We start from the raw sequence: 24,160 nt of genomic DNA on the forward strand, positions 1-24,160 counted from the left end.
CAAATCAAGGTTTCTTCACTTATTCAAACGTTTTGATACATAAAGGAAAGAGCTAAAAAGCCTTTATCTCACATGCTGTTGGTCACTTTTGGTACAATGAATGAGAAAGGAAGTTGACACCTTTGAATTATATTCAAGTTAGCATTTTATTTTGTATAAAACAGTTAAAAGGTGAGCGAACCGCCTATGGTATTTATCATTTATTAACAGGTAAAAAGTCAGCTCAAACGATTCAAGACGGAAAAATTTTTGGAGTCTCTTTTCTTTTCCAGTCATTTGTTTACTTAGATAAACGGTCTTTTGAAACCTGCGTTGCATATTTAAAAGAACAGCAGTATATTGAAGAAACTGAAAATCAAAAGTATGTGATGACAGATAAGGGACGAGCACGCCTTGAAGATGAACTGACGGCTCGGCCCTTTCATCCAGCTTTAGACGGATGGAAATTCGCAAGCAGTACTCAATTATTTTTAGCAAGAATCACTTTGTTCATTCAGACCTTATCAAACCTACAGTATTTTCAAAAAGGGTTTTTACCCATTTCAAAAAACCCTGAGGTCATTCAATGGGTCAAAACGTATATTATGTCTCAAAAGCAAACGCGTCAAGAGTTAGCCACCGGGCTATTCAAAGAACTCCGAACGTGCTTGAAAGGTTGTACGGAACTAGATGCGTCTCTTTTTGTTTTGCAACTGACTGGGTACCAAAGAGTAGGCTTTACAAAAAATCAGTTAGCATATCAATATGAACTCGATGAGCATTATGTTCATATTCAACTTTTAGGGGTTATTCATCATATCATTGAAAAAGTGAGTAAAAATAATGAAAGCTTTCATGTACTTTCTTCTTTTTTACATGATCTATATTTAGAATTGCCTTTGACGAGCTCGACGTTAAAAACGTATAGCTGGCTTCAAAAAGGAAAGACACTTGAAGAAATTGCTTATATAAGGCGTTTAAAAGAAAGTACAATTGAAGATCATATTGCAGAATTAGCTCTGTTTGTTCCAACTTTTTCAATCGATGCATACGTATCGCCTAAGCAGCAGGAAGAAATTATCTCGGCTTTTGAAGGTTTGCGTACAAATAAATTAAAGATGATAAAGGAAGAAGTAAAAGACGACGTTACCTATTTTCAGATTCGTCTCGTATTAGCAAAGCATTTTACCTGATACTAAAAAAAGTGGTGTTTGATGTGAAGATAGAACAACTTCTACAGAAACAATTTGGCTATAGCCAATTTCGACTAGGACAAAAAGAGATTATTCAAGACATTTTAACAGGTCATAATGTGTTAGCGGTTCTTCCTACAGGAACAGGAAAATCATTGTGCTATCAGCTCCCAGCTTATTTGTTGAACCGACCGGTGCTGATTGTATCTCCTTTAATTTCACTGATGGAAGATCAAGTTCAACAACTAAAGGCAAGCGGAGAAAAGCGAGTTATTGCCTTAAATAGCTTCCTACAACAAGAAGAAAAACGACGGGCGCTAAAAGATTTAGCTTTTTATCGTTTTATTTATGCATCTCCTGAAATTTTGCAAAATGCTGTTGTAGTAGAAGCATTAAAGCAGGCAAAGGTAGGCCTTTTCGTTGTGGACGAGGCGCACTGTATTTCTCAGTGGGGACATGATTTCCGTTTGGATTATCTTCAGTTAGGAGATATATGGAAGGAACTTGGAAGTCCGCTATGTCTGGCATTAACGGGAACTGCGACTAAGGAAGTAGTGGAAGATATTAAGCGCTACTTATCGCTACCTGTGGTCAACGAGCACATCTATTCCATGAATCGAAGTAATATTGCGATGAAAGTTGATTTTGCTGCAAGTATTGAAGAGAAAAAAGAGAAGCTGCTGATGTACGTTAGTGAACTGCAAAGTCCGGGAATTATTTATTGTTCCAGCCGATCTTGGACAGAAGCATTAACACAGCTTCTAAAGGAAAATGGGATACAGCGAGTGCAGTATTACCATGGGGGAATGGAACCGAATGAAAGAATGCTTGTTCAACAGCAATTTTTAGAAAATCAGCTTGATATCATTTGCTGCACAAGTGCATTTGGAATGGGGGTTAACAAATCGAATGTCCGCTTTGTTATTCATTTTCATGCACCTACGCAGCTAGAAGCATACGTACAGGAAATTGGAAGAAGTGGACGCGATCAGCAAAACAGTATTGCGATTTTGCTTTATGCTGAAGGAGACGATGATTTTGCTCATTCTTTACTTGAAATTGAGCTTCCTTCTTCAGATACCATCTTATACTGCTTGTCGTATTTACGAAACCATGATCAGGCCATTCCTTTAAAACAAGTAGAGTCTCATTTTCTTTATACGGTGGGTATTCAAGAAACACATTGGCGATTTATTCGTTATTATTTGCACAGAGAAAATGTAGTAAAAAATGAACATGTTGAACCCTGGAAAATTCCTGGATCGCTGCATGAAACGATTGTTGCAGCTGTAAATAAACGTCTTCGGAACAAACATGACAAGTACCGTGCCATGAAGGGGTTTATTGAGACAAAAGAATGCCGTCGGCAGGTGCTCCTTGGCTATTTCAATGAGCTGGGAAAATCAGAGCTTCAGAATTGTTGCGATTGCTGCGGATTGGATTTAGAAGCCTATAAAAAAACAAATGGTGAGCAAGAGCAATGGACATTTCAAGGCTGGGAATTAGAATTAGCTCGTTTGCTTCGTCAAGGAGAGATATAATGGCAAAATCACAGCAAGAGCTTATTTCATCCATGACGGATGCAGAGCTGGTTAAAAATTTATATGTAACGCAGCTGCTCATCTGCTTTATTGCTTTAGGCATCGGTTTTTTTACATTTGATTCGTGGCGTTCCTTTTTACATTTTTTTGAGCTGGATTGGGCTTCTATTTTATTGTACGGGGGAGGCACAGCTCTCTTGGTGGTAGGAGGAGATATGCTTCTAATGAAATATGTACCTGAACATTTATATGACGACGGAGGGATCAATGAACGTTTATTTGCTAATCGTTCTGTTCCTCATCTAGCCTTTATTTGCCTAATTGTTGCATGTTCAGAAGAAATATTATTTCGAGGGGTTATACAAGTTCAGTTTGGCCTTTTTTGGGCGAGTATCGTATTTGCACTCGTTCACATTCGATATTTGAAAAAATGGTTTCTTTTTATTTCGGTTGTGGTTTTAAGCTTTTTAATAGGGCTACTGTTTTGGTGGACTAAAAATTTGTATGTCACGATTTTCACTCATTTTCTCATTGATTTTTTATTAGGCCTGCAGATACGAAAGTCAAAAGGGAAATCTGTGCAGCCAGAAGAACTAATGCAGTAAAGGTCAAGGAAACAGCCATTATTTTCAGTGTTATCCACATAATCTTTTATATTCACTCATATGTTGTACTAGCATACGAGGGGGTGGAATGTTGGGAAACAAGTTGATAGACTTTGAAAGCGATGAAACACTTCAATATATATTAGCGAGCGTTATCAAAAGAAAAGAAACGGTTAATAAGCTGAAAGCTAAAGAGAAAAAATGGAAGCTTTTGTTTTTAGCCAGTGTAACGGCTGTCATTAGCTACTTTTTTTTCATATTTCAAAGCGGTTTTTTTACGACTTTTAGCGAATTTTTCTCATTTTTGTTAGGCAACATAGGGCATTTGATGTTTCTATTGCTTACCGTCTCCCTTTATTTTTATACTGTACAGCTGCAGAAAAAAAGCGAGAAAGCAGAAAAGACTTTTCAAGATTTGCGCTGTGAGATTATTAAAAGAAGCAAAGAGCTATGGGCGACACCTGAAACATGGGAGCACCGAAAAGAAACGTTCCGCTGGATGCAGTCCACCTATGGAATTAATTTATATCATGAAAACAAATAGAATCGCATGAAAAAGCCTCTTTTTACATAGAAGTTTAGTGAAGGGGGTTTTTTTGTGAGAGATTGGTTTAACTTGCTGGCTGCGTGGTTATGCAGTTATTATATCAGCAGTTTAACGGCTGCAGGCTCAAAAGCCTCGTTAACCTATTTACTTATTCAAATGATTTTACATCCGTTAGATGTGTTTGGTATTATAATCTTATTTTTCACGGCTCTTTTTTGTCTGTCGGCGGCAGTTCGTAAAGTGTTTCTGCAAAGTCGGTTGTTTCTAAAAGGCTATAAGGTAAAATGGCATGAATATCTTGTTTCATGTCTATGTGTGATAGGGATTTTATCGTTAAGTACAATTGCGCTTTATCAAGTAGTAGGTTTGTTAACAATTGCGACAATTTATGCCCTTTCTTCTTTAACAGAAACACACCGTGTATAAAATGAAAAGAAGGAGAACATATGGTTATTTTTTTAATTATTTTAGCGTTAGGCATAGGCCTGCTGATTTTTATGTTTTCAGAAGCCCATCGTACATATGTAGAAGAAAGAACGATTCATTTATCAACATTTCCCGAAAATCAGCAGCCTTTACGCCTGTTTTTTATATCGGATATACATAAGCGAACAGTTTCGTCGAAGCTGTTAAAAAAAATACCTGATGAAGTAGATTTTGTGATCATAGGCGGTGACTTACTAGAAGGAGGAGTACCTTTATTGCGTGCTCGTCAAAATATTCAAAAGCTTAAAACGCTTGGACCGGTCTATTTTGTATGGGGAAATAATGATTACGAAGTAAGTCAAATGCAATTGAAACAGATGCTTAAGGATGAAGGAGTCATTGCCCTTAAAAACGAGCGTGTCATTGCAGTTTCTAAACATGGTACTACATGCAATTTTGCGGGAGTAGATGATTTATCAGAAGGTGAAATGAATCTAAAGAGAGCTGTTGCTTCCATTGAACCTGAACAGCTTACCATTCTTCTAAGCCACAATCCTGACGTTATCTATTATGTAGATGAGGAATCAAAAGTAGATTTAATTTTGAGCGGACATACACACGGAGGACAGATACGCTTATTTAATTTTGGTATGTATGAATTAGGAGGGCTGAAAGAGAAAAGACAGATTCCTCTTTTTATCAGTAACGGATATGGTACAACCTCCCTGCCTCTCCGTTTACAAGCTAGAGCACAAACGCATTATATCACTTTAAAAAGGAAAGAATAGCCTTGAACAAACTCTTTACATAGCATATACAAATTTTACACACAGGATAACTTATCCTATAATTCAATTAATAGAAACAGTTCACGAAGAGTAGTTGGAGGTTACGTATGGCTCACGAAGGGAAGTATAATATTAAAGCCATCTCAAATATGGTCGGGATCCAGCCGGGAACTTTGCGTGCATGGGAACGACGTTATCAAATTTTAAATCCTGTCCGCAATGAATCGGGGCATCGGTTATATACAGAGGAAGATTTGCGGAAATTAAAATGGCTCACGGAAAAAGTGAGCGGAGGTTTTACCATTAGTCAAGCGGTTTCGTTATTAGAAACGGAAAGTAGTACAGTAGGAACGTTTGAAGAAGAAGGAGAAGTAGATTCCCCTCAAAAAATTAGGGATGAGCTGTTAACAATGCTTTTATCTTTTGAAGAAGGAAAAGCACAGGATTTAATTAATCATGCTTTTAGTCTGTATTCGGTAGAAAAAGTGGTTATTGATATTTTGGGTTCTCTACTCGTGACGGTTGGAGATATGTGGGAAAAAGGGCAAATTACAAGTGCTCATGAGCATTATACGACTCAAGTATTAAAAACGCGTATCAGCATGATTTTTTATTCGCTGCCTTCAAATGGCTTATTGCCTAAAGCGATTGCTGTATGCGGGCCTAATGAGACACATGAAGTAGGACTCCTAGTCTTTACGCTATTTTTACGCCGTAAAGGGTTTGAGGTTATTTATTTAGGAAGCAGCATTGAAGATAAAGATGTTGAGTTAATTGTTAAAGAAGTAGACCCAACGTTTTTATTTATGTCATGCACAATGATGGAAAATGCCGAGAAAACACTAAATTTGACGAACCAAATGATAAAGAAATTCCCGCATCTTAAAGTAGGATTAGGCGGTTATGTATTTGATGGTTTAGATAGCAAAAGAAAAGGCCAGGCCCAGCCGTTTATTTTAGGAAATACAAAAGAAGAGTGGAACAGCTGGCTAACAAAAAAATTAGCAGAAATTGATTGAGAATAGCTTGTCTTTCCTGCCATAAACCTGTAAACTCGTAAGTAAACATCACGAACCGTTTTCCAAAAAATACATATACTGCATTATCGAACCATGTGGTTATGAGTGCAAGCGGGGAGGGACGCTAATGAGGCTTGAACGATTAAACTATAATAAGCTAAAAGTTTTTTTGACCTACGATGATTTAACAGAAAGAGGGTTAACAAAAGAAGATCTATGGACAGATACATTCAAAGTAAAACAGCTCTTTCGTGAGATGATAGAGCAAGCTTCTCAAGAACTGAACTTTGAACCTACAAATTCTCTTTCGGTAGAAGTTTTTTCACTTCAAGCACAGGGAATGGTTGTATTTGTGACAAAGCAGTATGAAGAAGAAACCAGCTACGGTGAGTTCGATGAAGACGAGTTCGAGGACTTCATTGAAATGCAGGTCATGCTAGATGAAAGCGAAGACATGTTTTTTGAGTTTGATTCATTTGAAGATGTCATTCAGCTGACCAAACGCATGTCAAACTTTTACGATACGGATAGCGTGCTCTATTCATTCGAAAAACGTTTTTACATGCTGTTGGATTATCACATGCTGTCACCAGCTGAAGTTGGGAATATGATTGCGGTTTTGGCGGAGTATGGAAATCCCTCTACAATTACAAAGCACCGCGTAAATGAATATGGAAAAATATTAGTAGAAAAGAGAGCTCTGGAGTATATTAACTCTGTCTTTTCTTAACTGTTTAATTGAAATAATTACACCCGTGAAGGATAAAGCACTTTTATTAAAATAAGAGTGGCTGCACTTTCAGCTTGTACAAAGTTGTTGAAAGTGCTCTTTATCACCGGGTGTTTTTTATTTTTTTAAGACGATTAACGCATACTAGAAAAGAGGCAGACTTAAAACATTGTAGCATACCTTGTAAAGTTATTGGAAGCGTTTTCTTGGAAGAACACAAAAAATACTAAAAGTTCGATATTTTCCTTTGCAATGTAAAACTAAGGGTGTATACTATGTCATGAAAGAAGCACCATTCAATTAAAAACGAATAATTTTCGATACATTTTAGGAGGTTTACAGATGGTAGCCGACAAGATGCAAGACAGTAAAAATAGTCAAGAAGAGAAGCATGATGTTTTAAAATCTACACAAACAGTGATACATAAAGCGTTAGAAAAACTAGGCTATCCTGATGAAGTGTATGAACTATTAAAAGAGCCATTACGAATGATGACAGTAAAAATTCCTGTTCGTATGGATGACGGATCAGTTAAGATTTTTACAGGTCACCGAGCGCAGCATAACGATGCAGTTGGTCCTACGAAAGGTGGAATTCGTTTTCACCCTAACGTAACTGAAAAAGAAGTAAAAGCTCTATCTATATGGATGAGTTTGAAATGTGGAATCGTTGACCTTCCTTATGGTGGAGGAAAAGGTGGAATTGTGTGTGATCCTCGAAATATGTCTTTTGGAGAATTAGAACGTTTAAGCCGCGGATATGTTCGTGCGATTAGCCAAATTGTTGGACCAACAAAGGATATTCCAGCGCCGGATGTGTTTACAAATTCACAAATTATGGCTTGGATGATGGATGAATACAGCCGGATTGATGAATTTAACTCACCTGGCTTTATTACTGGAAAGCCCCTTGTCTTAGGTGGTTCGCACGGCCGTGAAACAGCGACTGCAAAAGGAGTAACTATTTGTATTCGTGAAGCAGCGAAAAAACGAGGCATTGAATTACAAGGTGCACGGGTAGTAGTGCAAGGGTTTGGAAATGCAGGAAGCTTTTTAGCTAAGTTCATGCACGACGCTGGAGCTAAAATTGTAGGGATATCTGATGCATACGGAGCGCTGCACGATCCTAATGGTTTAGACATTGATTATTTATTAGATCGACGCGATAGCTTTGGTACAGTAACGAAATTATTCAATAATACAATCAGCAACAAAGAGCTGCTTGAACTTGACTGTGACATCCTAGTTCCAGCTGCGATTGAAAATCAAATTACAGAAGAAAACGCCCATAACATTCAAGCGAGTATTGTGGTAGAAGCAGCAAATGGACCAACAACTCTTGAAGCAACGCGCATCTTGTCAGAGAGAGGGATTTTATTAGTTCCAGACGTTTTGGCAAGTGCGGGCGGTGTAACAGTCTCTTATTTTGAGTGGGTGCAAAATAACCAAGGTTATTATTGGACGGAAGAAGAAGTAGAAGAAAAGCTTGAAAAAGTAATGGTTAAATCATTTAATAACATCTACGAAACTTCTACAACTCGAAAAGTCGACATGCGTCTAGCTGCTTATATGATAGGCGTAAGAAAAATGGCAGAAGGCTCTCGTTTCAGAGGCTGGATTTAAAAACAGAACAGCAGAACAATTGCGTAAATAGAAAAAATCTCCTATCATTAATGAGGAGATTTTTTTGTTTTACACTGCGTTAAAATAAAAAAAAGGTGCGTTTACAACTGAAGGAGTGACAGGCATGAAGAAAGAAAAAGTAATTATTGTTGGCGGAGGACCATGCGGGCTTTCAGCAGCTATTGAGCTTCAACATACAGGTATTGATGCCCTTGTAATTGAAAAAGGGAATATTGTGAATGCAATTTATAACTATCCGACCCACCAAACATTTTTTAGTTCAAGTGAAAAACTAGAAATTGGGGATGTCCCTTTTATTACCGAAAATCGTAAGCCTGTGCGCAACCAAGCTCTTGCTTACTACCGAGAAGTGGTGAAGCGCAAGCAAGTTCGAATTCAGCCGTTTGAACGTGTCTTGCAAGTAGACAAACAAGCGGAAAACCAAATTATTGTCACAACATCTAAAGAGACATATGAAGCGGAGAATGTCATTATAGCTACGGGCTATTACGATCATCCTAATTATATGAATGTTCCCGGTGAAGATTTATCAAAGGTATTTCATTATTTCAAAGAAGCGCATCCGTACTTTGATAAAGATGTAGTCGTTATAGGCGGAAAAAACTCTAGCGTCGATGCAGCTCTGGAATTGGTAAAGTGTGATGCAAGGGTGACGGTTATTTATCGTGGCTCAGATTACTCCCCTAGCGTAAAACCTTGGATATTGCCTGAATTCGAAGCACTGGTTCGAAATGGAACGATTGGGATGCATTTTAATGCTCATGTAATAAAGATAACGGATGAAACGGTAACATATGAGCAGGAAGGGAAAGAATCTACGATTAGTAACGATTTCGTTTTTGCCATGACTGGCTATCACCCTGATCACACGTTTTTAACAAAAATGGGTGTGGAATTAGGTGATGAAACAGGCCGCCCTTCTTTTAACGAAGAGACGATGGAAACAAACGTGGAAGGAATTTATATCGCTGGTGTGATTGCTGCAGGAAACAATGCTAATGAGATTTTTATTGAAAATGGACGTTTTCATGGGAAATCAATCGCTTCTCATATTCTCAACAAAAACAACGCATAGAAGCCTATGCGTTGTTTTACTAATGATTAAACAGCTGCTGCAGTTCATCGTGATTCCTTGTTACTTGGAGAGCAACTAACAGCTTAATGCGTGCTTTAGGACCATTTAAGCCATTTGAAAAAATAACGCCCATCTCTTTTAACTGCTTGCCACCGCCTTCATATCCATATACATCTTGAGCAATTCCATTAAAACAGCGAGAAACGAGCACGATAGGTATTTTTTGCGTCAAAAGCAATTGAATCCCCGGAAGTGTAAGGGGAGGTAGATTTCCTTGACCGAGGGCTTCAATTACAAGTCCATCAACATTCATTGAAGCCACTGCTTGGAATAAATGGTCGTCCATTCCTGCATAAGCTTTTAATAAAGTGATTTGTTTATCTATCTGATTAACAGGATAAAATTCATGTTCTGTAGGCATGTGGTGAAAAGATACGCCGCGTTTTGTGATTAATCCTATTGGCCCGTACTGAGGGCTTTGAAATGTCGCCACGTTGCTTGTATGGGTCTTGGTCACGTTTTCAGCAGTATGAATTTCATCGTTCATTACAACTAAGACACCTTTTCCTTTTGCGTCGTCACTAATAGCCACCCGAACCGCAGATATAAAATTATAAGGACCGTCTGAACCGATCTCGTTGCTTGATCTCATGGCTCCAGTTAAGACAATTGGAATATCTGTATGCACTGTTAAATCTAAAAAATAAGCGGTTTCTTCCAACGTGTCCGTGCCGTGAGTTAACACAACTGCATCAATTTTGCCTTCATTAATTTTATCGCGTATTTTTTTTGAAAGTATAAGCATTTCCTTAGGAGTAATGTGAGGAGAAGGCAAATGAAATGCTTCTTCTACGATTACATTGGCCATACCTGAAACAGATGATGTTGAGCGGTGAAGCGGGTTTTGAATATCTGGTGTTACCGATCCAGATGCCATGTCTTCTTTCATCGAGATTGTGCCGCCGGTGTGAAGAATATAAACAGTTTTCATAGAGAGCTCCTTTCAATTTTTCATATAAGTATGATACATTTTTTGGTATACTTGTTTAAGGTCTTTGTTAGGCTTTGTAAATCGACAGCAAGTTATGTGAGCATTTACATATAAAGATAAGGACAATATAGACGGAAATTTTCATCCTAAAGATAACATGTTACTATTAAAAAAAATAGAGGAGATGAGGCGCTATTTATGTTGGCGATTGTATCTGCAGGCATTGCGCCAGGATTGGCATTGTTAAGTTTTTTTTATTTGAAAGATGAATATGAAACTGAGCCTATTTCAATGGTATTAAAAACATTTATTTTTGGAGCAATGCTTGTTTTGCCAATTATGTTTATTCAATATGTATTTGGTGAAGAACACGTTTTTCAATCACCTTTTCTTGAAGCATTTTTTACGACAAGCTTTTTAGAAGAATTTTTCAAATGGTTCATTTTATATTTCACGATTTATCAGCATGTGGAATTTGATGAGCATTATGATGGAATTGTTTACGGGGCAGCTGTTTCATTAGGTTTTGCTACCGTTGAAAATATTTTATATTTATTTGCAAATGGTTTAGAATCAGCGCTAGGAAGAGCCATTTTACCCGTATCTAGTCATGCTTTATTCGGCGTCATTATGGGGTATTATTTAGGGAAAGCAAAGTTTTCTGAAGGAAAGGAAAAAACGAAGTGGACGCTGTACTCCGTATTTGTGCCGCTCATTTTACATGGAACATATGATTATATTTTAAAAACAATGGATCATTGGGTATTTATTATTATTCCATTTATGATTTATTTATGGTGGCTGGCATTAAGAAAAGTAAAAAAGGCCAAACAGCCATCGATTGTCTAGGCTCAGCTTGTAAATCTTTTTTGAGAGATTTACGAGCTGAGTTTTTTCATTTCGGTAAATTTTGCGCATCTTGTATAAAAAAACAACCTTTACAAAAAATACTCCTATCATCTTATCAGTTACATACGATGTAGGAGGTTTTGTCATGTTATCATTTCGATGTTTTAAAAAGTATGCATGTCTCATATGCATATGTTCATTTATTGCAGCGTCCGTTGTGAGTCCAAAGGCCGCTCACGCGTTTTCAAATCAAGTCATTCAACACGGAGCAGTTGGAGATGACGTTATTGAGCTGCAGTCGAGACTTCAGTATTTAGGTTATTATAACGGGAAAATTGACGGTGTATTTGGATGGAGCACATACTGGGCACTGCGCAATTTTCAATATGAATTTGGCATTAAAAAGATTGACGGTTTAGCAGGCTGGCAAACAAAGATTAAATTAGCCAACGCAACAAAATATCACGAAAACTATGTGAAAAATCAAATTAGAAAAGGAAATAAGTTTACGCATTATGGCGGTAAGCCTCTTGATCAGCAGTCTAAAGGAAGCAGTAGCAGTGGAAAAAGCAGCGGGAACAATGAGCAGCAAAAAGCACAAAGCGGATCTTCTCAAGCAAAAAAACCTGCCAGTCAGCCGCAGCGTAATACGTCTAACGGAAGTTCTGAACAACAGAAAGAAAAAGCACAAAAGCCAACAGCGGTGAATGTACCGAGCGGGTTTTCACAAAATGATATTCAGCTCATGGCAAATGCCGTACATGGTGAAGCACGGGGTGAACCATATAATGGTCAAGTAGCCGTAGCAGCCGTTATTTTAAACCGAGTTAACAGTCCGGCATTTCCAAACACAGTTGCTGGAGTTATTTTTGAACCGCGTGCATTTACTGCTGTAGCAGATGGGCAAATTTGGCTTGAACCCAACCCAACATCTAAAAAAGCGGTTATGGATGCTATTAACGGATGGGATCCTACTGGGAATGCTATCTATTACTTCAATCCGGACACAGCAACAAGCGCATGGATTTGGTCACGTCCTCAAATTAAGCAAATCGGGAAACACATTTTCTGTCGATAAAGAGAGGTGAAGGAAACATGATTCGAACAATTTTAATTGTATTATTAGCTATTGGTGTTGTAGGTGTAGGGTATTGGGGGTACAGCGAGCATCAAGAAAAAGATGCTGTGCTGCTTCAAGGGGAGAATACGTATCAACGAGCATTTCATGATTTATCATATCAGCTAGATTTATTAAATGATAAAATCGGTGGCACGCTCGCCATGAGTTCGAGAGATCAGCTTTCGCCCGCGCTTGCAGAAGTATGGCGTTTAACTTCTGAAGCTCATAACAACGTAGGACAGCTGCCTTTATCGCTTTTACCGTTCAATAAAACAGAAGAGTTTCTTTCAGATGTTGGTGACTTTACGTACAAAGTAGCGGTAAGGGATTTAAGCAAAGCACCCTTAACAGATAAAGAGTATAAAACGTTAAATTCGCTTTATGATCAGTCAGGTGAAATTCAAAATGAAATGCGCCAAGTACAGCATCTAGTCATTGATAATAACTTGCGCTGGATGGATGTTGAACTAGCCCTAGCTACAAAAGAAAAGCAAGGTGACAATACGATTATTGACGGATTAAAAACCGTTGAAAAAAGTATGGATTCTTTTGCCGAAACAGATTTGGGCGTTATGAATGCAACGAATGAACAGGAAAAAAACGCTTTTCATCAATTAAAAGGTAGAGAAGTTAGTGAAGATGTTGCAAAACAAGTGGCGCGTTCGTTTTTGAATTTAAAAGGAAACGAACAAATTCATATTGTAAAGAGCGGAAAAGATGCCGACTATGAGGTGTACAGCTTAACCATTACAGATCCAAAGACTAAACAAGAGACGTATATGGATATTACCCAAAAAGGCGGATATCCGCTTTGGGTGCTCGAAGATCGAGATATAAAAAAACAAAATATTAGTTTAAACGATGCAATGAACAAAGCGAATAAGTTTTTAAAAGATCATCGTTTTGAAAGTTTAGTGATGGCTGAAAGCGCTCAATATGACAACATGGGAGTCTTTACATTCGTAGAGCAAACGGAAAGTGGAGTTCGGATTTATCCGGATTCAGTTAAAATGAAAATGTCTTTAGAAGATGGATCTGTGATTGGCTTCTCAGCTAAAGACTTCTTATTAAAACATCGTACAAGAGATATTCCAAAACCTAAAATTTCGAAAGAACAGGCAAAAACCAAGCTGAACTCGAATGTAAAAGTGATGGAAGACCGCTTGGCAATTATTACGAATGATTTAAACGAAGAAGTGCTATGCTATGAGTTTTTAGGGACAATAAAAAATGATACGTATCGTATTTTTATCAATGCCGATACGGGTTTTGAAGAAAAAGTCGAAAAACTGCAAAACTCAGAGCCTTTATATAATGAAGTATAAAGCTGAGAAACCGGTGTCTATAGACACCGGTTTTTTTGTGTTGTATGAGATTTTTTGAGTCTAAATAACTAATTTTTATTTACAAAATAAATATATTTGACTATGTTTAAATAAAGGGAAAAAGTGTATATAGTGGAACTGAAGGAGAGAGAAGATGATAAAAGCGGGAATGAGGTTGACGTTAGAGAGCGGGAACAGAGAGTCTACCTTACAACAAACGTATCGATGTAAGGTAGTTGAGTTTACGGAAGACGTGATTTATATTAGCTATCCGCTAAATGAAGAAACGCAGCGAAGTGCTTTTTTACTAAAAAGTACAAAATTGCTGGCTACGTTTATTGGATATAATCAAAATGTATATACCTTTCCAACTGAAGTAACAGGGCGTGAAATAAAAGGCATGCCTGTTGTAAAGCTCTTTTACCCGGGCGATAAAAAGTTGAAATCCATCCAAAGAAGAAATTTTTTCCGTGTGCCACTTACAGCGAAGGCGGTGATAGAAAGTGAACAAGAACAGCAGGCCGTAATGGAAATCATGACTAAAAACATCAGTGCAGGTGGAATAGCCGGCTCCTTCCATCACTCGCTTCTTTTTAATGAAAAAGATTCCGTTGTTGTACGATTAAGTCTTCCTAATCGTGAGGGAATTTTGCAGCATCTTGAATTAAAAGGGGAAGTTGTACGAATTATCGCTCCGACTTCCTGTAAAGTAGGTCAGCTATCTATTAAATTTATGGACATGGAAAAACAAATGAAAGAAATGATGATTCGTTATACCTTAAAGCGTCAGCTTGACCTAAGGAGAAAAGGTCTTCTTTAGCGTATAAAAAAAACTTCTTTTTCCTAAACTGTAAGCAAAGATATTACTTCTTACAAAAGGAGAAAAAAGATGAATCGAATAGAACGAATTTTAATTAAATTAGTGGTTATTCAATTTGTGTTTTTAATAATTGCCCAATGTATTTTACTATCTAGCAGTCACAGTACATATTTCTCAAAGGTTATTCAGTATGAAGGAGTTAGCAAAAATAATTTTAATAAAATTATTGAAACATTCGACCAGTAGTCGGACGTATGGTAGAATAACTAGGAAAGAAACATGCAGTGAACACCAGGCAGGAGAAGACCCCCTGCTCTTTTTTTCGTTTATAAACGTTTCATATAAAATGGCTCATTGTATAAAAGATGAAAGTGGTTTGTTCCTGTTTTGAAATTAAGGGAGGCACTTATGGAAAAACAAATTTCAATCGCGATTGACGGTCCTGCAGCTGCTGGGAAAAGTACAGTGGCAAAGATTATAGCAGAAACCTTATCATATATTTATGTTGATACAGGAGCGATGTATCGTGCTCTAACGTATCAAGCCCAGAAAAACCAGGTAGATTTGCAAAATGAAGAAGAGCTATTGCATTTGCTTAACGAAACAGTAATCGATTTAAAACCGTCTGAATCTGGACAGGTAGTCATCTTAAATGGACAGAATGTTACAAGTGAAATTCGTTCCGCAGAAGTAACTAACTCTGTATCCATCGTAGCGAAACATCGTGCAGTTCGTGAAGAGATGGTAGCGAGACAGCAGGGCCTTGCTAAAGATGGAGGCGTTGTAATGGATGGACGTGATATCGGTACACACGTGCTTCCTCAGGCAGAAGTTAAAATCTTTTTATTAGCGTCTGTGGATGAAAGAGCACAGCGACGCCATGATGAAAACATAAAAAAAGGTTTTGAATCAAATTTAGAGCGTTTAAAAGAAGAAATTGCTCGCAGAGACAAGCTGGATTCTGAGCGTGAAGTAGCACCTCTTAAAAAAGCTGAAGATGCAATTGAAATCGATACAACTTCCTTATCGATTGAAGGAGTTGTAGAAAAAATACTTTCTATTATAAAAGAAAGGATTGGATGATTTTGAGCTTTTATATGTTTGCACGTGGCATTGTAAAAGGTATTTTAACACCAGTTTATCGTTATGAAGTAATCGGTGCAGAAAATATCCCTTCAGAAGGCGGAGTTTTGCTTTGTTCAAATCATATTGACAACTTAGATCCGCCTACGGTAGGTGTGACATGTCCAAGGCCTATTTCGTTTATGGCAAAAGCAGAGCTGTTTAAAGCACCTTTTCTGAAGACGGTTCTGCCAAAGTTAGAAACGTTCCCTGTAAAGCGGGGGATGGCAGATCGTGAAGCTTTGCGCCAAGGGTTAAAGATTTTAAAAGAAGGAAAAGTGCTTGGATTATTTCCAGAAGGAACAAGAAGCAAAGATGGAAAATTAGGAAAAGGAATGGCTGGAGTAGGCTTTTTTGCTTTGCGTTCAAAAGCAGCTGTTGTTCCTTGTGCTGTCATTGGTCCATATAAGCGTTTTGCAAGGTTAAAAGTAGTGTACGGGCCGCCAATTCAGATGGATGAACTTCGTGAACGAAAGGCATCAGCCGACGAAGTAACCGAAGTTATTATGAAAAGCATTGGTGAATTAATTGAAAAATATCAATAGTTTGTAACCTTATGACTTGACAAAAGATTCTATTTATTAGAAGTTAGTAACAAAGAGAGTTTTTTCTATACAGAGCTATATACAATAATGATGAGCTAAAAGAGTGAAGAACTCTTACAAGGGAATACATATTGTAGATGGATATTGGAGGAGGAAAAGACGATGACAGAAGATATGAATCAAGTAGAGGTAACGTCATTAGAAGTAGGAGAAACAGTAAAAGGTACTATTACAAAAGTAGAAGAAAAGCAAGTGTATGTAGATGTGCCTAACAGCAAACTAGACGGTATTATTCCAATTAGTGAATTAGCGAGCTTACATATTGAAAAAGCAGGCGATGTAATCCAAGAAGGTGCCGAAGTCGAAGCGAAAGTAATTAAAGTGGAAGACGATTTGCTTGTGTTATCTAAACGGGCTGTAGATGCTGAAAAAGCATGGGACGGTTTAGAAGCAAAACTTTCTTCAGGTGAAGTGTTTGAAGCAGTAGTCAAAGAAATTGTCAAAGGCGGATTAGTAGTAGATATTGGTGTAAGAGGGTTCATTCCAGCTTCTCTTGTTGAAACTCATTTCGTTGATGATTTCGCAGAATATCAAGATCAAACTCTTACAGTCAAAGTAGTGGAATTAGATAAAGAAAAAAATCGCGTGATCCTTTCGCATCGTGCAGTTGTAGAAGAAGAGCTTGTACAACAAAAAGAAAATGTTCTTGAGTCATTAAAAGAAGGTCAGGTTTTAGAAGGAACCGTTCAGCGCTTAACAGACTTTGGTGCGTTTGTAGATGTAGGCGGAGTAGATGGGTTAGTGCATATCTCTCAGCTTTCACATACGCGTGTAGAAAAACCTTCAGACGTAGTAGCTGAGGGGGATACTGTGAAAGTCAAAGTATTATCTGTTGACAAATCAACGGGTCGTGTTTCATTATCTATTAAAGATACGTTAGAAGGTCCATGGTCCAACATTTCTACGAAGCTTCGCCAAGGTGATGTAGTAGATGGAACTGTTAAAAGACTTGTATCTTTTGGGGCGTTTGTAGAAGTTCTACCTGGAGTAGAAGGACTTGTACACATTTCTCAAATTTCACATAAGCATATCGGGACACCGCATGAAGTGCTTTCTGAAGGCGAAAAAGTGACGGTAAAAGTACTTGATGTGAATGAACAAGAACGACGCGTTTCGTTAAGCATTCGTGACCTTGAGGAAGAAGAGCAAGAAGATTACGGTGACTATGAATTACAAGAAGAGTCAAAAGGCTTCCAATTAGGTGATATGATTGGAGATCAATTAAAAAAATTAAGATAAGTAATGGTGATGATTTGTGAGCAGAGCAAAACGTAAAATTGATCACATTCATCATGCGATTCAAACGGGACAGCATCGGCTGCATGGGCTAGATGATATTCGCTTCGTTCATAATAGCTTACCAAATACAGGCGTGCAAGATGTTCATATTGATACAAAAATTGGCGAACTTTTGTTAAGTTCGCCAATTTTTATAAATGCTATGACGGGCGGAGGCGGACAAGAAACGGAACGGATTAACCGTTCGTTTGCTCAAATTGCTCATCATGGTCAATTAGCAATGGCCGTTGGATCGCAGATGGCTGCGATTAAAGATGAAAAGGAAGAACAATCATACAGAGTAGTGCGTCAAGAAAACCCTAACGGAATTATTTTTGCCAACCTAGGCAGTGAGGCTACAGTTGAACAAGCTAAAAAAGCGGTTAGTATGCTTGAAGCAAATGGACTTCAAATTCATTTAAATGTTATACAAGAGCTGGTCATGCCAGAGGGAGATCGTGATTTTACCGATGCATTACGTCGTATTGAACGAATTGTCCGAGAAGTAACCGTTCCTGTAATTGTCAAAGAAGTAGGTTTTGGGATGAGCGCTCAAGCAGTGCAAAAACTTAAAGATGTTGGTGTTGAAATCGTTGATATTGGTGGGTACGGTGGTACCAATTTTTCAAAAATCGAAAATGAAAGACGAGCAAAACATTTTCACTTCTTTAATGATTGGGGAATTTCGACAGCAGCTTCTCTAGCGGAAGTATCTCAGCACGTAGAAGGTATGTCCATTATTGGTTCAGGAGGTATTCAAACCTCTATGGATGTTGCTAAGTCTATTGCGTTAGGAGCTTCTGCAACGGGAATGGCGGGATATTTTTTATCCATTTTAATGAAGTCTGGTTTAGAAGCAGTTGTAGAAGAGATAGCCGAGCTACATGAGGAGTTAACGTTTATCATGGCTGCGTTAGGAGCAACTTCTATTGCTAAGCTTCAACAAATGCCTCTAGTTATTACAGGGGATACCTATAGCTGGCTGACTCAGCGAAATGTATCTATAGAAACATTTAATAACAGATCATAAAAAAGCATGCAGCTGACTGCATGCTTTTTTATTTCTTTAGAAGATGAATGATCGCGTTTTCATTTAAAAAACAAAAAATGTTGGCAGAAGAAATGACAAAAAGCATGAAATCCCAAACGTTAGCCACTTATAATAAGTTAAATAAACAGAAAAATCAGAAAAAGAGGTGGCGTAATGAAAAAGGGACATCCTATATTTACAATTTTTCTTTTCTTTTTAGGCTGGGTTTTCATGTATGCAGATCGTAATATTTTATCTCCGGTTATGGGAGATATCGGTGCGCAGTGGGATCTCAATAAAGCTGAACTTGGGCTAATGTCTACTGTGTTTTTTGCAGCGTATGCAGCTATGCAAATTCCAACGGGTTTTCTGGCAGATCGATTTGGTCGCGTTAAGATCTTAGTAGCTGGATACATCTTGTTTGGAGTTGCCACATTTTTTACAGGACTTACAACTACTTTTGGTATGTTCTTACTCATGCGGGCGCTGACAGGACTTGGAGAAGGAACGTATTATGGTTCACAATATGGAATTTCTTCAAGCATCACGCCCGAACGATACCGGGGTCTAGTGTCTGCGCTCATCAACAGTGGAATGGCTTTTGGTATATCGCTTGGTTTTATCGGATCTACATACATTACATATACGTTAGAAAAAGACTGGCAGTTTACTTTTTACTTATTTGCTATTCCGACTATAGTAATAGCTATTTTAATAGCTTTCTTTGTAAAAGATAAGCAAAGGGCTCAAGAAAGAAATTCGCCAAGTAAAGAAATAAAGCAGTCGCTAAAAGTATTATTTACAAAAAATCATATTTTCGTATACATTTTAATCTTCTGCTCTCTTTACGGATTTTTTGGGATGCTGACGTGGCTTCCTTATTATTTGCAGCACTCGCGAGGCTTAGCAGGGTCTCAAACAGGCATTATAGCATCTTTAGTACCTTGGGCGTCTATACCAGGAGCCATCTTCTTTGGTTATATATCTGATCGAATTGCAAATAAAAAAGCATTAATTGTCAGTTTGTCAGTAGCGGGCGCTTTATGTCAATTTTTTATCCCCTATACACAGAGTTATTCTTGGCTATTAATTGGCTTAATTGTGTACGGTCTGATAGGGAAATTAGCATTAGATCCCATTTTGATTTCGTATATGGCGGATATTACTCCATCGTCCATGTACTCTAAAGTGTACGGTTTTTTCAACTTCAGCGGCATGCTGTCATCAATCTTTGCACCTTACATTACCGGATATTTTGCAGATAAACTTGGAAGTATGGAATTTGGATTTTATTTGTCAGGAGCACTATTATTAGTGGGAGGAGTTCTCTTTTTGTTTACAGGAAAGAAAGAACGTTCCTATCCTGTTTCACATCCAGTTTTAAAATAAAAAATGCGCTGACTTAGTCAGCGCATTTTTTTATTTATGTTCATTTAACTCGCGCGCTTCTTCAGGACTTTGCAAGCTAGTTGCTCCCGGATAGTGAAGTCCTTGATCACGGTCAGATTCAACTCGTTTTGATTCCTTTAATTTTTTCTCTTGACGATCTTTTCCCATTTTAGATTCCCTCCTTTTTTCTGATAGGTTGTCCAAAATAAGGGGTTCTATTCTAAAACTCCGATTAAGTTTTCCAAAATTGATACATACTGATGACAGATAGAGGAGGTGCCATATTCAGTGGACGGAATTTTCTTTTATTGGCTTTCGTGGATGGGATGGATTGTTGCGACTTTTCTTATGCCCAAAACAGCTAGGCGTTGGAAGGTAGCAGCCATTATATTAATCAGTATACTCCTAAGCGGAATGAACATGCATATGACTCAGTTTTCATTTAGCTACACCGCTTTGTTTTTAGTGGGGGTAGCGTGTGTTTATGCTTCAGGCTACAGCAGATTTCAGCAGTTATATTATGTTATTGTATGCGGCATTATAATAATTGCCTATGCTGGTTTTTGTTTACTTGAGCTCTATGATCCTGTCTGGATTTTTATTGATCGTAAGTGGATTTTGACTGGACTTATCTTATATATTTGCTTTATGGTGGTTAAAGATGCTGAAAAAAGATTCGCAGCGATCATTTTAGGTGTAGTTGGAGGAGATTTTTTATACGCAGTTGTCATTCGAGATATTGCATCTTATGAAGTAGGGTCTCTTCGGACACTCGACGTTTTAGCAACAGCAGTAGGAGCGATGTTTATTTGGGAGATGCTGGTTTATTTCTCTGCTTATTTAGATTTGTACGTGCTGAAGTCTCACAGGCAAAAGCAAAGTACTTACAAATAGAAGAAGAGATTTCGTAAAATTATATTGTTGTTACCGGTGATTTTTGATAAAATTGTTTGATTGAAAGAGTAATGCTTATTCAGCGGATAGGCAGTTAATCAGCTTGGTGTAAAATAGAGCTGATAAAAAGCCTAGCTTTATCGCTTATGATCGATTAGTAGAGGTCATGCCACGCTGCATGGCCTCAATTTTTGAAAAACGAATGATCTTATTTATTTGTACATGTAGATAAATACCTTTAGTCGATTAAAGACTGGTTGCCGATACATAAAAAAGATCAAGGAAAGGGAAGAATCGTATGCCAAAACCAATTATTGCGATTGTTGGTCGTCCCAACGTAGGAAAATCAACAATTTTCAACCGAATTGTAGGAGAGCGAGTATCTATTGTAGAAGATATTCCGGGTGTAACTCGTGATCGTATCTATAGTTCAGGTGAGTGGCTGAATTTGGACTTTAACATTATTGATACTGGCGGTATTGATATTGGAGATGAGCCATTTTTAGAACAGATCAAACAGCAGGCAGAAATTGCAATTGATGAAGCGGACGTAATCATTTTTCTAGTGAATGGACGCGATGGAATTACTGCAGCTGATGAAGAAGTGGCGAAAATTTTATACAAATCCAAAAAGCCCGTCGTCCTAGCCGTTAATAAAGTAGATAATCCTGAAATGAGAGAATTAATCTATGATTTCTACGCACTAGGATATGGAGAACCGTTCCCAATCTCAGGAACGCATGGTTTAGGTTTAGGTGACCTGTTAGACGAGGCAGCTAAGCACTTTCCAAAAGAAAAAGACGAAGACTACGGAGAAGAAGTCATTAAATTTTCATTGATTGGTCGTCCTAACGTAGGGAAATCTTCATTAGTTAATGCTCTTCTAGGTGAAGACCGTGTTATTGTCAGTGATCTCGCCGGTACGACACGCGATGCTATTGATACGAAGTTTACAAAAGAAGATCAAGAATATGTTGTTATTGATACAGCTGGAATGAGAAAGCGTGGAAAAGTGTACGAGAGTACTGAAAAATACAGCGTACTTCGCGCATTAAAGGCAATTGAACGCTCAGACGTTGTCTTAATTGTATTAAATGCTGAAGAGGGTATTATTGAACAAGATAAGAAAATTGCTGGCTATGCACAAGAAGCTGGAAAAGCTGTTGTCATCGTTGTGAACAAATGGGATACAGTAGAAAAAGATGAAAAAACAATGAAAAAATTTGAAGAAAATATACGCGAGCATTTTCAGTTCTTAACATATGCTCCAATTGTATTCCTTTCAGCTAAAACGAAAAAACGTACGCATACGCTATTGCCAATGATTGATCTTGCAAGCGAAAGCCATGCTGTACGTGTAGAAACAAGCATCTTAAACGATGTAATTATGGATGCAGTAGCAATGAACCCTACGCCTACTCATAACGGCAACCGCTTAAAAATCTATTACACAACTCAAGTAGCAATCAAGCCGCCAACTTTTGTTGTGTTTGTAAATGATCCTGAGCTAATGCATTTTTCATATAAACGTTTCTTAGAAAATAAGCTTCGTGAAGCTTTTGGATTCGAAGGAACTCCAATTAAAATTATTGCAAGACCAAGAAAATAACAGAGGATGTGATCGGCGTGGAAAGAATAGCTGTACTAGGAGCAGGGAGTTGGGGAACTGCATTAGCTTTCGTATTGGCGGAAAATGGACACGATGTTCGCATTTGGGGACATAGACAACAAGTCATTGATCAAATCAACGAGACGCATCAGAATGAAAAATATCTGCCTGGTGTAGAGCTTCCTCATCAGATTAAAGGTTTTACGTCATTAGAAAAGGCAATAGAGGGTGTTGAAACCCTTATTTTAGCTGTTCCGACGAAGGCCATTCGTGAAGTGTTGCAACAGCTAAAATCCCTTACCGATGAACTGTTTACAATTGTTCACGTGAGTAAAGGAATTGAACCGGATTCTCTTTTACGTATATCTCAAATGATTCAACAAGAAATTGATACAAAAGACATCGTTGTCTTATCAGGCCCGAGTCATGCTGAAGAAGTAAGTAGAAGGCAGCCGACAACGGTGACGTCAGCTTCAACAAATATACAAGCAGCAGAAAAAGTACAGGATTTATTTAATAATCAACAGTACTTCCGTGTTTATACAAATCCTGATGTGATTGGTGTGGAAATTGGGGGAGCGTTAAAAAATATTATTGCTCTTGCTGCTGGTATCACGGATGGACTCGGATATGGTGACAATGCGAAGGCCGCTCTTATGACTCGTGGCTTAGCTGAAATCGCTCGTTTAGGTACGGTGCTTGGTGCCAACCCTCTGACGTTCTCAGGTTTAACCGGGATTGGAGATTTGATTGTAACGTGTACAAGCGTTCATTCTCGAAATTGGCGCGCTGGTAATCTTCTTGGAAAAGGTAAAAATTTAGACGAAGTATTAGAAAATATGGGAATGGTTGTAGAAGGTGTACGCACGACGAAAGCAGCTTACCAGCTATCTCAAAAATACGACGTAAAAATGCCGATTGCTGATGCTTTATATAATGTACTGTTTAATGATGTGAAGGCAAAAGATGCAGTAGACGCGCTTATGTCTCGTACTAAAACACATGAAATGGAAGATTTAGCGAATGTTTTAGGAGAAAAATTAAATTAAGTGCAAAGAAATATGAAAAAATAGGCAATTGGTGATACCCAAAATCATTTACTTGCATAAAATAACGTGTAAATAAAGATGAGTAGAACTGTTAGTATGGGAATATTTAGTTATGGTCGAAGCGAAGAGCCCCCTTCGCTTCGATTTTTTTTATGTGAAAAAGCAGGAATTTGTCAATTTAATAGGAAAGTAATTACTATAGAGCATAAATCAATGGAAAATAAATAAATAGTTAATTTAGAATGTTCTATTAATATCCGTCTTAACTATAAGTCCTTATGTTATAATAACGGTGAAAAAAGGAGTGGATGCAATTTGTCGCCAGGTTTGTTAAAGATGTGGATTTCATTGGGTTCCATTGTATTTATGTTTATTGCGGTATTTTCTATTTACTTTAGTCGTTATAAAATCACGAATCGCGTTGGTAAAATTGTACTCGCTTTCATTGCCTATTCGCTCATGATTGTAGCAGGTCTTATTATGGTAATTGTTGTATTCAGCGGTCCGACAGATGCTTAATGTACATATGGTA

At 37.8% G+C, this 24,160-nt stretch carries 26 protein-coding genes; 24 read left to right on the forward strand and 2 right to left on the reverse strand.

What is annotated here, in order from left to right; genetic code table 11:
• Positions 1-122 precede the first annotated feature (122 nt).
• The 10 genes from SB717_RS08640 (at position 123) to SB717_RS08685 (ending at position 9,547) form a co-directional block, all read left to right on the forward strand.
• Positions 123-1,172 carry a YpbB family protein gene (locus SB717_RS08640; RefSeq protein ID WP_410903578.1) on the forward strand — a complete coding sequence of 350 codons (1,050 nt, stop codon included), beginning with the start codon at positions 123-125 and terminating at the stop codon, positions 1,170-1,172.
• Between the two features lie 23 nt (positions 1,173-1,195).
• Positions 1,196-2,713 carry a RecQ family ATP-dependent DNA helicase gene (locus SB717_RS08645; protein ID WP_410903579.1) on the forward strand — a complete coding sequence of 506 codons (1,518 nt, stop codon included), beginning with the start codon at positions 1,196-1,198 and terminating at the stop codon, positions 2,711-2,713.
• A complete protein-coding gene (locus SB717_RS08650; protein ID WP_182003340.1) occupies positions 2,713-3,318 on the forward strand; it encodes a CPBP family intramembrane glutamic endopeptidase in 606 nt (201 codons plus the stop codon). Before SB717_RS08645 ends, SB717_RS08650 begins: the two co-directional genes overlap by 1 nt.
• Positions 3,319-3,406: 88 nt before the next feature.
• The gene (locus SB717_RS08655) at positions 3,407-3,862 is read left to right on the forward strand and encodes a DUF2663 family protein (protein WP_045292931.1); all 456 of its coding nucleotides are present in this window, start codon (positions 3,407-3,409) and stop codon (positions 3,860-3,862) included.
• Positions 3,863-3,916: 54 nt separating this feature from the next.
• Entirely contained in the window at positions 3,917-4,291 is a 375-nt protein-coding gene (locus SB717_RS08660) for a hypothetical protein (RefSeq protein WP_029714579.1), read from the forward strand.
• A 20-nt stretch (positions 4,292-4,311) separates the two neighbouring features.
• Positions 4,312-5,079 carry a metallophosphoesterase gene (locus SB717_RS08665; RefSeq protein ID WP_410903580.1) on the forward strand — a complete coding sequence of 256 codons (768 nt, stop codon included), beginning with the start codon at positions 4,312-4,314 and terminating at the stop codon, positions 5,077-5,079.
• 107 nt (positions 5,080-5,186) lie between these two features.
• Complete coding sequence (locus SB717_RS08670; RefSeq protein ID WP_029714581.1) at positions 5,187-6,098, forward strand: MerR family transcriptional regulator; 912 nt, start codon at positions 5,187-5,189, stop codon at positions 6,096-6,098.
• 127 nt (positions 6,099-6,225) lie between these two features.
• Entirely contained in the window at positions 6,226-6,828 is a 603-nt protein-coding gene (locus tag SB717_RS08675) for a genetic competence negative regulator (protein ID WP_029714582.1), read from the forward strand.
• A gap of 357 nt (positions 6,829-7,185) precedes the next feature.
• Complete coding sequence (locus SB717_RS08680) at positions 7,186-8,451, forward strand: Glu/Leu/Phe/Val family dehydrogenase (RefSeq protein WP_370506064.1); 1,266 nt, start codon at positions 7,186-7,188, stop codon at positions 8,449-8,451.
• Between the two features lie 124 nt (positions 8,452-8,575).
• Positions 8,576-9,547 (forward strand): YpdA family putative bacillithiol disulfide reductase, encoded by a 972-nt coding sequence (locus SB717_RS08685; RefSeq protein WP_410903581.1) that lies wholly within the window; start codon positions 8,576-8,578, stop codon positions 9,545-9,547.
• 19 nt (positions 9,548-9,566) lie between these two features.
• Here SB717_RS08685 and SB717_RS08690 read toward each other — a convergent pair whose 3' ends face one another.
• A complete protein-coding gene (locus SB717_RS08690; protein WP_410903582.1) occupies positions 9,567-10,538 on the reverse strand; it encodes an asparaginase in 972 nt (323 codons plus the stop codon).
• Between the two features lie 198 nt (positions 10,539-10,736).
• Here SB717_RS08690 and prsW point away from each other — a divergent pair, with 198 nt between their 5' ends.
• From prsW to SB717_RS08740, 10 genes are all read left to right on the forward strand, one after another.
• On the forward strand, positions 10,737-11,387 hold the full coding sequence (gene prsW, locus SB717_RS08695; RefSeq protein ID WP_410903583.1) for a glutamic-type intramembrane protease PrsW: 651 nt from the start codon (positions 10,737-10,739) through the stop codon (positions 11,385-11,387).
• Positions 11,388-11,532: 145 nt separating this feature from the next.
• Positions 11,533-12,465, forward strand: coding sequence for a spore cortex-lytic enzyme (gene sleB, locus SB717_RS08700; RefSeq protein ID WP_410903584.1), 933 nt, complete (start codon positions 11,533-11,535; stop codon positions 12,463-12,465).
• Positions 12,466-12,482: 17 nt separating this feature from the next.
• On the forward strand, positions 12,483-13,832 hold the full coding sequence (gene ypeB / locus SB717_RS08705) for a germination protein YpeB (RefSeq protein WP_029714586.1): 1,350 nt from the start codon (positions 12,483-12,485) through the stop codon (positions 13,830-13,832).
• A gap of 154 nt (positions 13,833-13,986) precedes the next feature.
• Entirely contained in the window at positions 13,987-14,652 is a 666-nt protein-coding gene (locus SB717_RS08710; RefSeq protein ID WP_410903585.1) for a flagellar brake protein, read from the forward strand.
• A 69-nt stretch (positions 14,653-14,721) separates the two neighbouring features.
• A complete protein-coding gene (locus SB717_RS08715) occupies positions 14,722-14,898 on the forward strand; it encodes a YpfB family protein (protein WP_013059030.1) in 177 nt (58 codons plus the stop codon).
• A gap of 162 nt (positions 14,899-15,060) precedes the next feature.
• Positions 15,061-15,735 carry a (d)CMP kinase gene (gene cmk / locus SB717_RS08720; RefSeq protein WP_029714588.1) on the forward strand — a complete coding sequence of 225 codons (675 nt, stop codon included), beginning with the start codon at positions 15,061-15,063 and terminating at the stop codon, positions 15,733-15,735.
• The gene (locus tag SB717_RS08725) at positions 15,732-16,319 is read left to right on the forward strand and encodes a lysophospholipid acyltransferase family protein (protein WP_029714589.1); all 588 of its coding nucleotides are present in this window, start codon (positions 15,732-15,734) and stop codon (positions 16,317-16,319) included. Before cmk ends, SB717_RS08725 begins: the two co-directional genes overlap by 4 nt.
• A gap of 162 nt (positions 16,320-16,481) precedes the next feature.
• The gene (rpsA, locus tag SB717_RS08730; protein ID WP_029714590.1) at positions 16,482-17,618 is read left to right on the forward strand and encodes a 30S ribosomal protein S1; all 1,137 of its coding nucleotides are present in this window, start codon (positions 16,482-16,484) and stop codon (positions 17,616-17,618) included.
• Between the two features lie 16 nt (positions 17,619-17,634).
• Positions 17,635-18,687 (forward strand): type 2 isopentenyl-diphosphate Delta-isomerase, encoded by a 1,053-nt coding sequence (gene fni, locus SB717_RS08735; RefSeq protein WP_410903586.1) that lies wholly within the window; start codon positions 17,635-17,637, stop codon positions 18,685-18,687.
• 174 nt (positions 18,688-18,861) lie between these two features.
• Positions 18,862-20,076, forward strand: a complete 1,215-nt coding sequence (locus SB717_RS08740; protein ID WP_074677391.1) for an MFS transporter — start codon at positions 18,862-18,864, stop codon at positions 20,074-20,076.
• Positions 20,077-20,106: 30 nt separating this feature from the next.
• Here the strand turns inward: SB717_RS08740 and SB717_RS08745 are convergent, their stop codons facing one another.
• Positions 20,107-20,244, reverse strand: a complete 138-nt coding sequence (locus tag SB717_RS08745) for a YpzI family protein (RefSeq protein WP_013059024.1) — start codon at positions 20,242-20,244, stop codon at positions 20,107-20,109.
• Between the two features lie 120 nt (positions 20,245-20,364).
• Here SB717_RS08745 and SB717_RS08750 point away from each other — a divergent pair, with 120 nt between their 5' ends.
• The 4 genes from SB717_RS08750 to SB717_RS08765 all read left to right on the forward strand — a co-directional run bounded on the left by SB717_RS08750 (position 20,365) and on the right by SB717_RS08765 (position 24,147).
• Complete coding sequence (locus tag SB717_RS08750; protein ID WP_029715089.1) at positions 20,365-20,970, forward strand: YphA family membrane protein; 606 nt, start codon at positions 20,365-20,367, stop codon at positions 20,968-20,970.
• 298 nt (positions 20,971-21,268) lie between these two features.
• Complete coding sequence (gene der / locus SB717_RS08755; protein ID WP_014458340.1) at positions 21,269-22,579, forward strand: ribosome biogenesis GTPase Der; 1,311 nt, start codon at positions 21,269-21,271, stop codon at positions 22,577-22,579.
• A gap of 17 nt (positions 22,580-22,596) precedes the next feature.
• Positions 22,597-23,628, forward strand: a complete 1,032-nt coding sequence (locus tag SB717_RS08760; protein WP_013059021.1) for an NAD(P)H-dependent glycerol-3-phosphate dehydrogenase — start codon at positions 22,597-22,599, stop codon at positions 23,626-23,628.
• Between the two features lie 315 nt (positions 23,629-23,943).
• Positions 23,944-24,147 carry a DUF2768 domain-containing protein gene (locus SB717_RS08765; protein WP_028411511.1) on the forward strand — a complete coding sequence of 68 codons (204 nt, stop codon included), beginning with the start codon at positions 23,944-23,946 and terminating at the stop codon, positions 24,145-24,147.
• Positions 24,148-24,160: the final 13 nt, after the last annotated feature.

This window comes from Priestia sp. SIMBA_032, from assembly GCF_046535215.1.
Classification (GTDB): Bacteria; Bacillota; Bacilli; order Bacillales; family Bacillaceae_H; genus Priestia; species Priestia aryabhattai.